The sequence below is a fragment of the Rhodococcus sp. P4_B6 genome (genome assembly GCF_056402215.1).
This window is the reverse complement of record NZ_JBFUHV010000242.1, coordinates 1-9,919: the sequence shown is the minus strand read 5'-3', so window position 1 is coordinate 9,919 and position 9,919 is coordinate 1. Positions and strand designations below refer to the sequence as shown.

General features: G+C 68.4%; 10 protein-coding genes. 6 read left to right on the top strand and 4 right to left on the bottom strand.

The window, feature by feature from the left end; translation table 11 throughout:
• Positions 1-193: 193 nt before the first annotated feature.
• Positions 194-805, bottom strand: coding sequence for a TetR/AcrR family transcriptional regulator (locus AC1DWT_RS46540; RefSeq protein WP_072940808.1), 612 nt, complete (start codon positions 803-805; stop codon positions 194-196).
• Between the two features lie 184 nt (positions 806-989).
• Here AC1DWT_RS46540 and AC1DWT_RS46535 point away from each other — a divergent pair, with 184 nt between their 5' ends.
• Positions 990-2,528 (top strand): FAD-dependent oxidoreductase, encoded by a 1,539-nt coding sequence (locus AC1DWT_RS46535; protein ID WP_095861142.1) that lies wholly within the window; start codon positions 990-992, stop codon positions 2,526-2,528.
• Here AC1DWT_RS46535 and hsaA read toward each other — a convergent pair whose 3' ends face one another.
• Entirely contained in the window at positions 2,529-3,695 is a 1,167-nt protein-coding gene (gene hsaA, locus AC1DWT_RS46530; protein WP_095861143.1) for a 3-hydroxy-9,10-secoandrosta-1,3,5(10)-triene-9,17-dione monooxygenase oxygenase subunit, read from the bottom strand.
• A gap of 166 nt (positions 3,696-3,861) precedes the next feature.
• Between hsaA and AC1DWT_RS46525 the strand changes: the two genes are divergently transcribed.
• Genes AC1DWT_RS46525 through AC1DWT_RS46515 form a run of 3 tightly spaced genes read left to right on the top strand, consistent with a single transcriptional unit; the run spans position 3,862 to position 6,072 of the window.
• Positions 3,862-5,025, top strand: coding sequence for a 3-ketosteroid-9-alpha-monooxygenase, oxygenase component (locus AC1DWT_RS46525; RefSeq protein WP_095861416.1), 1,164 nt, complete (start codon positions 3,862-3,864; stop codon positions 5,023-5,025).
• Positions 5,003-5,257, top strand: a complete 255-nt coding sequence (locus AC1DWT_RS46520) for a hypothetical protein (protein WP_072940814.1) — start codon at positions 5,003-5,005, stop codon at positions 5,255-5,257. The genes AC1DWT_RS46525 and AC1DWT_RS46520 overlap by 23 nt, the downstream gene beginning before the upstream one ends.
• A gap of 23 nt (positions 5,258-5,280) precedes the next feature.
• Positions 5,281-6,072 carry an SDR family NAD(P)-dependent oxidoreductase gene (locus AC1DWT_RS46515; protein ID WP_095861144.1) on the top strand — a complete coding sequence of 264 codons (792 nt, stop codon included), beginning with the start codon at positions 5,281-5,283 and terminating at the stop codon, positions 6,070-6,072.
• Positions 6,073-6,083: 11 nt separating this feature from the next.
• Here AC1DWT_RS46515 and AC1DWT_RS46510 read toward each other — a convergent pair whose 3' ends face one another.
• Positions 6,084-6,869: an SDR family NAD(P)-dependent oxidoreductase gene (locus AC1DWT_RS46510; RefSeq protein WP_477925851.1), complete on the bottom strand. Its 786-nt coding sequence runs from the start codon at positions 6,867-6,869 to the stop codon at positions 6,084-6,086.
• Between the two features lie 231 nt (positions 6,870-7,100).
• On the opposite strand from AC1DWT_RS46510, the gene AC1DWT_RS46505 reads away from it, so the two are divergent.
• The gene (locus AC1DWT_RS46505) at positions 7,101-7,916 is read left to right on the top strand and encodes an alpha/beta fold hydrolase (protein WP_072940823.1); all 816 of its coding nucleotides are present in this window, start codon (positions 7,101-7,103) and stop codon (positions 7,914-7,916) included.
• Positions 7,917-7,986: 70 nt separating this feature from the next.
• Positions 7,987-9,213, top strand: coding sequence for a low temperature requirement protein A (locus tag AC1DWT_RS46500; RefSeq protein ID WP_072941192.1), 1,227 nt, complete (start codon positions 7,987-7,989; stop codon positions 9,211-9,213).
• Between the two features lie 16 nt (positions 9,214-9,229).
• Here AC1DWT_RS46500 and AC1DWT_RS46495 read toward each other — a convergent pair.
• Positions 9,230-9,919, bottom strand: a 690-nt coding sequence (locus AC1DWT_RS46495) for a DUF427 domain-containing protein (protein ID WP_477925850.1), incomplete at its 5' end; no start/stop codon positions are given.

Below are 9,919 nucleotides of genomic sequence, written 5' to 3'. Positions count from 1 at the left end.
CCCTTGGGGTTCTTCTGGCTCGGGTTCTTCTGGCTCGCGGACACGTCCGCGGCTCATTTTTGGAATTTATTCTATTTCTTGGAAGACAGCAATGCCCTTCGTCTTGCGAAGGACAGTTTCCGACCCGGCTCAGCAGTCAGGAATGAATTTCATTTCGGGCGCGCCGGGGAGGCGGCCCCCGCCGGGCAAGCTGTCAGCGGTGCGACAGACCGACCAGCAGCAGGTCGCACGCCTTGCGGATGTCTGATTCGGCGTCGGGAATGGTGACCCGGCCGTTGAGGCAGGACTGGATCACGCCGAACCACAACTGCACCAGCAGGCGCAACGCGGTCAGGTCTTCCTCCGTCGGGTGTTCGATCCCGGCGGCGTCCAGCATGATCTGCCGGAACGCTCGGTCGACCTTCCCCGCGTCCGGCACGGACGCCACGTTGGCGGTGCTCGTGGACTGGATCATCGCCGTGGAGAGCGCGGGTCTGCGCAGCAGACCGCGGGTGGCCCGTACGAGCACGTTGTACACCGCGTCCTGCGGCGATTCCCCGGGCGGCGCACTCTTCTTGAAACCGGCACCCATCCGGTCGATCTGGTCGACCATCACCGCGACGAACAGGTGCGTCTTCGACGGAAAGTACCGGTACAGCGTCCCGATCGCGACACCGGCGCGTTTGGCCACCTCGTGCATCTGGACGCGGGCGAGTTCCTTCTCGGTCGCCAGTTCGACGGCGGCCTCGAGCATGCGGACGTGGCGGGCCCGCTGTTCCTCCGAACTCGGTTCGGCAGCGTCCCGCACTTCGGCGATTCTCGGCACCCTCGATCCCCCTTCACTCCGCACACAGCCCCGGATCCGGTGTCGATTCTCGCACTGGATCGGCAAAGCTTCGAATTTCGTCCGGTGAGTGGGACCGCACGTGCCGCACGCCGCCCGGATGCGATTGCGTGAACCCCACGACTGGACCGTCAGTCACCACAGACCATCAACGGAGGAAACGACGATGCAGGACTGGACAACCGAGTGCGACGTGCTGGTGGTCGGTTCGGGGGGCGGCGCCCTGACCGGCGCGTACACGGCCGCTTCGCAGGGTTTGCGCACCCTCGTCCTCGAGAAGACCCCACTGTTCGGCGGCACGTCCGCGTACTCGGGCGCCGCGGTGTGGCTGCCGGGCACCGCCGTGCAGGAGCGTGCCGGGATCGGCGACTCCACGGACAAGGCGCGCACGTACCTGCGCGCGGTGGTGGGAGACGAGGAGATCGACCGCCAGGAGGCGTACGTCACCACCGCCCCCGAGGTCGTCGAACTTCTCGAACGCGATCCCCACATCGAGTTCGAGTGGCGCGCATTCCCCGACTACTACAAGGCACCCGGCCGCATGGACTACGGTCGCGCGATCAACCCGCTCGATCTGCCGGGCGACGAGGTCGGGGAACTTCGTGAGGTCATCCGGCCGGAGGCCGACGTCGATCGGGCCGGCGAACCGCATCCCGAGGGAACGCTGAACGGGGGCCGTGCCCTGATCGGCCGTCTCCTCATGGCCCTGTACGGCACCGGGCACGCGGAACTGCGCACCGGGACCGCGGCCCGCGCGCTGATCGTCGAGGACGGCCGGGTGGTCGGCGCCCTGGCGACGGATGCGGCCGGTGAGACGATCCGCATCCGGGCGACCCGCGGCGTGCTGCTCGCGGCGGGCGGCATCGAGGGCAGCGCGGCCCTGCGCACCGAGAACGGAACGCCCGGCCGGGCCGAGTGGAGCATGGGACCGCGCGGCGCCAACACCGGTGACCTCCTGCAGGCGGCGGTGGAGGTCGGCGCGGACACCGCGCTGCTCGACGAGGCGTGGTGGTGCCCCGGCGTCGAACTTCCGGACGGCTCCGGCGCTTTCATGGTGGGTGTGCGCGGCGGGATTCTGGTCGACACGTCCGGAGAGCGGTACCTCAACGAGTCGCTGCCGTACGACCAGTTCGGCCGCGCGATGATCGAACACGGCGGCGCCGGGTCCTACCTCGTCTTCGACTCGAAGGAGGGCGGGCCCGTGTTGCCTGCCATCTCCATTCCGCAGATCTCCGCCGAGAAGCACCACGCGGCGGGCACCTGGGTGTCGGCCGACACGATCGAGGAACTCGCGGAGAAGATCGGCGTCCCCGCGGACGCTCTGCGCCGCACCGTCGAACAGTTCAACGACTTCGCCAAGCACGGCGTCGACGAGGCGTTCCACCGGGGAGAGGATCCGTACGACAACTTCTTCTGCCCGCCCGGCACGGGTGCGGACGCCCCGCCCAACCCGGCGCTGAGCCCGGTGTCGCAGGGCCCGTTCCATGCGGCCCGCATCGTGCTCAGCGACCTCGGCACCAAGGGCGGCGTCCGGACCGACGCCGACGCCCGCGTCCTGCGCGCCGACGGCTCCCCCATCGACGGACTGTATGCGGCGGGCAACACCAGCGCATCGCTCAGCGGCCGGTTCTACCCGGGCCCCGGCGTGCCGCTCGGCACCGCAATGGTGTTCTCCTACCGGGCAGTTCAGCACATGCGGAGCTGATTACACGAGGTTGTCCTCCACCGGGAGCCCGAACGCACCCCTGCCGAACAAGGCGAGGGCGCGTTCGGGCTCGTTGGCCACGTGCGCACTGCCCGCGTGGGCGTCGCGCCACGACCGTTCGATCGCGTTGCCGCGGAACAGCGAACTCCCGCCGGCGGTCTTGAACAGCAGGTCGATCGCCTCGAGAGCCCGCTCGGTGGCGCGGACCTGATCGCGGCGCACCCGCAGGCGCAGACCCATGGGGAGTTCCTCACCGGCCTCGGCCAACTCCCACAGTTCCCGCACGTTGCGATCCATCTGCAGGATTGCGGCATCGATCTCGGACGCCGCCCGGGCGACCGCGACCTGGGCGAACTGGTCGTCGACGAATCTGCCGCCACCGAGGCTGAGTCGCACCCGTTCCCGCATGACCGTCAGATAGCGCTCGTAACATCCCGCGACGATGCCGACCCCGGGCGCCGCGACGGCGGTGGTGAAGAGCGTGGCGAACGGCAGCCGGTACAGGGGTCCCCGGTTCACCTTCTGCCCGGGACCGCGCAGTTGCGCCGTCTCGTAGTTCCTCTTGATCCGGTAGTCGGGAACGAACACGTCCCGGGCGGTGATCTCGTTGCTTGCGGTGCCCCGCATCCCCACCACGTCCCACACGTCGTGGATGCGGTAGTCCGACCGCGGCACCAGTGCGGTCATGAAATCGACCGGGCGACCCTCGGTTCCGACGAGCATCGCGCCGAGCAGCGCCCACGACGCGTGCTCGCAGCCCGAGGAGAAGCCCCAGTCCCCCGTCAACCGGTATCCGCCCTCGACCGGGACGAGCCGCCCCACGGGCGCGTAGGCGGACGACACGAGCACCGAATCGTCGTGGCCCCACACGTCGCGTTGTGCCCGGTCGTCGAACAGGGCCAGGTGCCACGGGTGCACACCGAGCACGGACGCCAGCCAGCCCGTCGAGCCGCACACCCCCGACACGGCGCGCACCACCTCGTAGAAATGCACCGGATCGCTCTCGGTGCCGCCGTACCGCCGGGGCTGCAGCATCTTGAACAATCCGGTGTCGCCGAGTTCACGGATCACCTGCTCGGACACCCGCCGCGACTCGTCGACCTTGTCCGCGTACTCCGCGATCGTCGGCAGCAGCCCGCGGACCGATCTGAGGACCTCGTTCGTCATCTGTCGGAGGGTAGGGCGATCGCACCCGCGCGTGGATATGCGTCTCGCTCAACGGGAAACGCCGCCGTCCGCGCGGTCCCGTCCAGTGGGACCACGCGATGCGGGCCGTCGACGCTCACTTAGCGTGCAGGGCACCGCACAAGCCCAGGAGAGGACGGGACGCATCGTGACCACCCAACAGTCCGAGACAGTCGAGGTACGCGAGATCGACGCCGGCGCAGCGCCCACCCGATTCGCCCGTGGATGGCACTGCATCGGATTGTCCGAGGCATTCCGGGACGGCAAGCCGCACTCCGTCGAGGCGTTCGGCACCACACTCGTCGTCTTCGCCGACAGTGCCGGCGACCTCGCCGTGCTCGACGGCTACTGCCGGCACATGGGCGGCGATCTGAGCCAGGGCACCGTCAAGGGCGACGAGGTGGCGTGCCCGTTCCACGACTGGCGGTGGGGAAGCAACGGCCGGTGCAAGAAGATTCCGTACGCGCGCCGGGTGCCGCCGCTCGCGCGAACCCGGTCGTGGCACGCGCTGGACCAGGACGGGATGCTGTTCGTGTGGAACGATCCGGAAGGCAATCCGCCGCCCGCGGACGTCACGATTCCCCGCATCGACGGCGCCCTCGACGACGAGTGGACGGACTGGGTCTGGTACCGCACCACCGTCGACACGAACTGCCGCGAGGTGGTCGACAACATCGTCGACATGGCGCACTTCTTCTACGTGCACTTCTCGTTCCCCACCTACTTCAAGAACGTCTTCGAGGGCCACGTCGCCAGCCAGTTCATGCGCGGGCAGGCCCGTGAGGACATGCGCCCGCACGCGTCGGGTCAGCCGAAGATGGTCGGAAGCCGATCGGACGCCACCTATTTCGGACCGTCGTTCATGGTCGACGACCTGACGTACCAGTACGAGACGCACGACGTCGACTCCGTGCTGATCAACTGCCACTACCCCGTCAGCGCCGACAAGTTCGTGCTGCAGTACGGCATCATCGTCAAGAAGTCCAAGGAACTCGACGGCGACGCGGCCACCGCGATGGCGAAGAATTTCGGCACGTTCATCGCGAAGGGTTTCGAGCAGGACATCGAGATCTGGAAGAACAAGACCCGCATCGAGAATCCGCTGCTGTGTGAGGAGGACGGTCCGGTCTACCAGCTGCGACGGTGGTACGAGCAGTTCTACGTCGACGTCGCCGCGGTGACGCCGCAGATGACCGAGCGGTTCGAGTTCGAACTCGACACCACCCGGCCCGTGGAATCGTGGAAGCGGGAAGTGGAAGAAAACCTCGCACGAAAGGCGCGCGAAGCCGATGCAGCCGCTGCAGTGCACTGAGTGCGGCGCGCGGGTCCTCGTCCAGAAGAACAGCTGGGAGCACACATCCATTCAGTGGGACGACGCGGCCCGCTCCCGGTGCCGTGAGATCGGCGGCTCCGGACCGGGACGCCCCGGCGCTCCCCGGGAAGGGTGCGCGGCGCTGACCGCGTCGATCACCCGGGCCGCGCAGGCGGGTGCCGTGCCGGTGCGCGATCCCGACCCCGTACCGACTCCCGTCGTCGTTCACTGACACCATTCCCGAAGGGACACATCATGATCGACATCGATCACTACGGACCGTGGGCCGTGATCGCAGGCGGCTCCGAGGGTGTCGGCGCGAGCTTCGCCGAGGAACTCGGCCGAGCGGGGATCAACCTCGTGCTGATCGCCCGCAAGCCCGGCCCCCTCGAGGAGACCGCCGCCAAGGTCCGCGCGCACGGCGTCCTGGTACGCACCCTCGCGCTCGATCTCCTCGACCCGGACGCCCTCGACCGGATCCGCACGGCCACCGACGACGTCGAGGTCGGGTTGCTGATCTTCAACGCCGGAGCCAACAGTTACGGGCACGAGTTCGTCAGCGGAGACCTCGCCGGCTTCCAGCGCGTCATCGACCTGAACATCACCTCTCAACTGCACCTGTCGCAGCATTTCGGCACGAGGATGAAGGACCGCGGCCGGGGCGGGATCGTGCTGGTCGGTTCGCTGGCCGGCTATCTGGGGTCGGAAGATCAGAGCATCTACGCCGCGTCGAAGGCGTTCGGCCGGATCTTCGCGGAAAGCCTCTGGCTCGAACTGGCGCCGTTCGGGGTTCACGTGGTCGAACTCGTTCTCGGCGTCACCCGCACGCCGGCGATGGTCCGGGCAGGCCTGAACTTCGATCTGCCGGGGATGAAGGTCGCCGAGCCCGAAGACGTGGCCCGGGAGGGTCTCACGCACCTGGCCGACGGGCCGGTCTGGGTGGCGGGCGGCAACTACGACGCGGCGCAGAAGCGCAGCGGGTTCCCCCGCGACGCACTCGTGCGCGGCGCGGCCGAGGGCATGCGGAAACTTCTGGGGCGCCGGTAGTCCGCGGGCGGTCAGAGGGTGGTGACGAGTCCGCCGTCGATCACGAAATCGGATCCCGTCACGTTGCCCGCCCGGTCGCTCGCGAGGAACACGACGAGATCCGCCACCTCGTCCGGGCGGGTGAACCGGCCCGTGACCGCCTGTTTGGCGACACTCTCCGCAACCGCCTCCGGTTCGCCGCCCGCGGCGCGCGCCACCGTGGCGGCCACCCCGTCGTCACCGAGCCACAGGGCGGTCGACACGGGGCCGGGGCTGACAGTGTTCACCCGAATTCCCAATGGTCCCATCTCTTTCGACAGAGCTTTCGAGAAGTTGGTGAGCGCGGCCTTGGACGCGCAGTAGTCGATGACGGTGGGATCGGGCAGGAAACTGTTGACCGAACTCGTGGTCACGATGCTCCCCCGGCCCGCGGCGATCATCGTGGGCAGCGCGGCCCGGATGGTCCGCACCGCCGACATCAGGTTGAGATTCATCGTCGTGATCCAGTCGTCGTCGGTCACGTCGAGGAAGCCGGTCAGTCTCGGGTGGGCGGCGCCGACGTTGTTGACGACGACGCCGAGACTGCCACGGGCAGCGGCGGCGGCAACGAGTTCACCCGGGCCGGTGGGGGTCGACAGGTCGACGCTCACCGCCTCCACGTTTCCACTGCGGACGAGTTCTTCCAGTTCCGGGCCGGGCGAACGCGCCCCCGCCACCACGAAGGCACCTTCCGCGKCGAGTGCCCGGGTGATGGCGAGCCCGATACCCTTGCTGGCTCCGGTGACCACGGCGACGGTGCCGCGCAATGCGAGATCCACGGGGTTCCTCCTGACGACGGCGGAGCGTGCACGGACGAGCGGAATGTCCCCCTCCGCTCACGCTAGCCGAAATGATGCCGACCGCGCTGCGGGCGAGTAATCTCAGCGACGAAGGGCCAGGCCACGGCGTCGTCCGTCGTACGACACTGCTTCTCGTCGTACGACAGAGGTTGGCGCACAGCCCCCTTCGCCCCTGACCACTGTGTTCCGTCCTGACCCGGGAGACGAGTGATGCGACTTCTTCGACTTCGAACCGCCGTCGCCGCGTGCGCGATCGCCGCGGCCGGTACGCTCACCGTCGGGGCCGGACCGGCCGTCGCCCAGGATCTGCCGACGGTGGTGCTGGTCCACGGCGCGTTCGCCGACACGACCAGCTGGGACGCGGTGGCCGCGGACCTGCGTGGTCGCGGGTACGAAGTCGTCGTCCCGGACAACCCGCTGCGCGGACCGGCGTACGATTCCGCCGCCATCGAGAAGGTGCTCGCGGACATCCCGGGACCGGTGGTGCTCGTCGGTCACTCGTACGGCGGCGCCGTCATCACCAATGTGCACTCGCCGAACGTCGAGGCGCTCGTCTACGTGGCGGCATTCGCCCCGGCGCAGGGCGAGCCGGTGATGCTGAACCTCGACCCCATCCGCTTTCCCGGCAGCCAGCTGCTCCCGCCCGTGCTGCAGGTGAAGGTCGTCGAGAACGATCCCACCGGGATCGCGGGCAGGAACCTCGACGGCTACATCAACCCGGCCGACTTCCATCGGGTGTTCGCGCCGGACGTGTCCGACGCGACGGCCGCCGACATGCTCGCGCACCAGCGGTCGGCCGCGCTGGTGGCGAACCTCGAACCCAGCGGTGCGCCGTCGTGGGCGTCGACTCCCAGCTGGGCCATGGTCGCTCAGAACGATCAGGTGATTCCGGCGGCGTCCGAGCGGTTCATGGCCACCCGGGCGGGGGCGCAGATCACGGAGATTCCCGCGTCGCACGCCGTCCTGGTATCCCAGCCCGTCGCTGTCGCCGACCTCGTGGTGCAGGCAGACCAGGCGACGCCGTAACTGCACAGCCGTGAACGCGCCCGAAGAATCGGCATCGAACGGCAGGAGCCTCGCCCACCGCGTCCAGAAGATGGTCGGCCGCGATCCGGACGAGGAACACCGTGCGGCAACGCCGTTGGAGCTGCTGTTCGACCTGACGTTCGTCGTCGCGTTCGGTGTCGCGGGCAATCAATTCGCCCACCTCCTCGCCGAAGGACACGTCGGCGCCGGGCTGGCGGGTTTCTCGTTCGCGATGTTCTCGACCATCTGGGCCTGGATCAACTTCTCCTGGTTCGCCTCGGCCTACGACACCGACGACTGGATCTACCGCGTCACCACCATGATCCAGATGATCGGCGTCATCGTGATGGCGCTCGGCATGCCGCAGATGTTCGCATCCATCGACCGCGGAGTCGAACTCGACAACACCGTCATGGTGTCCGGGTACATCGTCATGCGCGTCGCCATGGTGTTCCAGTGGTTGCGCGCGGCCAGGCACGACCCCGACCACCGCTCGGCGTCGCTGACGTACGCCACGGCGCTCGTTTTCGCACAGATCGGCTGGGTGACGCTGGCGATCGCACCCCTCACCGTCGAGTACGCGTTCGGCCTCGGCGCCGTCCTCATCCTCGTCGAGATGAGCAGCCCCGTCATCGCCGAACGGTACAAGGGCGGAACACCCTGGCACGCACACCACATCGTCGAGCGTCACGGCCTGCTCGTGATCATCACGCTCGGCGAGGGTGTGATCGGCACGGTGGCCTCACTGTCCGCCGTCGTCGAACACCAGGGGTGGTCGCTCGATGCGATACTCGTCGCCGTCGCGGGCATCGGACTCACGTTCGGCCTGTGGTGGGTGTACTACACCCTGCCGTCGGCCGAGGTGCTCGCGGTGTATCGCCGCCGCTCGTTCGTCTGGGGGTACAGCCACATCGTGGTCTTCGCCGCGCTGGCCGCCGTGGGGGCCGGGTTGCACGTGGCGGCGTACTACATCGAACACGCCTCCCACATCGGCGCGACGGCGACGGTGCTCGCCGTCGCCGTCCCCGTCGCGATCTACCTCGCGGCCGTGTACCTGCTGTACACGTATCTGCTGCGGGTTCCCGACCCGTTCCACGTCCTACTCCTCGTCCTGACCGCGGCGACGATCGCGCTCGCCCTCGTGCTGGCGGCGCAGGGCGTGTCGATGGCGTGGTGCCTGATCGTGGTGATGCTGGCCCCGGTCGTCACCGTCGTCGGATACGAGTTGCTCGGGCACGCCCACGAGGCCCGGGCACTCGAGATCGCACTCGAYGGCGCGGACGCCGCCGAGGACTAGGACCAGGGAGCGAACGCTACGACCAGGGCGTTTCCGGCCGCGGCCGGGCCACACCGTCGACGATCAGATCGAGCCGCTCGTCGAAGAACGCCACGAGTCCCCGGACTTCCGACGCGTCGACGAGGGGCTCGTCATATCGCCACGCGATGTCGTGGAGCACTCCGCCGGCGGTGACCGCGGACCGGTAGGCGGCCTTGCCCTTGTAGGCGCAGTACGTCGTCGTCGCACTCGGTTGCAGTTCCGCGACGACGTCTTCGGGCGGCAGGTAGTAGCGCACCGGAAGCAGTGTTTCGAACAGCATTTTCGCCCGCCGAGTGTCGGCGAGGAGGGTGTCGCCCAGCATCACCCGGATGTGGCGGGACGTGCGGCGAACATCGATGCGCTGGAACGGGTCGTGCGGATGGCCGACGATCTCGTCGTCCTCCTCCAGCCAGCGGTCGAAGCCGTCGAAGTCGAGAACCACGTAGCTGGACAGTTCGTCGTCGCCGGGCCGGAACCCCAGGGCGTACCGTGCTCCGTCGATGCGGATCGCGACGGGCTCGCCCTCCGCACTGTGCACCGAGAACGGTATCCGCGGATCGAGCACCGGCATCGTCGTCACGTCCGGCAGCGCGAAGCCGACGTCGCCGTCGGCCTGCACCGAACCCGGTGGCTCCGGCGACAACTCCGCGGCGATATCCTCCGCCGGCACCGCGTAGGTGGGAAC

Bases quoted from the DNA above. Each gene is read 5' to 3' on its own strand.
- AC1DWT_RS46535 (WP_095861142.1), top strand. From the start codon at position 990: ATGCAGGACTGGACAACCGAGTGCGACGTGCTGGTGGTCGGTTCGGGG.
- hsaA (WP_095861143.1), bottom strand. From the start codon at position 3,695: ATGACGAACGAGGTCCTCAGATCGGTCCGCGGGCTGCTGCCGACGATC.
- AC1DWT_RS46520 (WP_072940814.1), top strand. From the start codon at position 5,003: ATGCAGCCGCTGCAGTGCACTGAGTGCGGCGCGCGGGTCCTCGTCCAG.
- AC1DWT_RS46515 (WP_095861144.1), top strand. From the start codon at position 5,281: ATGATCGACATCGATCACTACGGACCGTGGGCCGTGATCGCAGGCGGC.
- AC1DWT_RS46505 (WP_072940823.1), top strand. From the start codon at position 7,101: ATGCGACTTCTTCGACTTCGAACCGCCGTCGCCGCGTGCGCGATCGCC.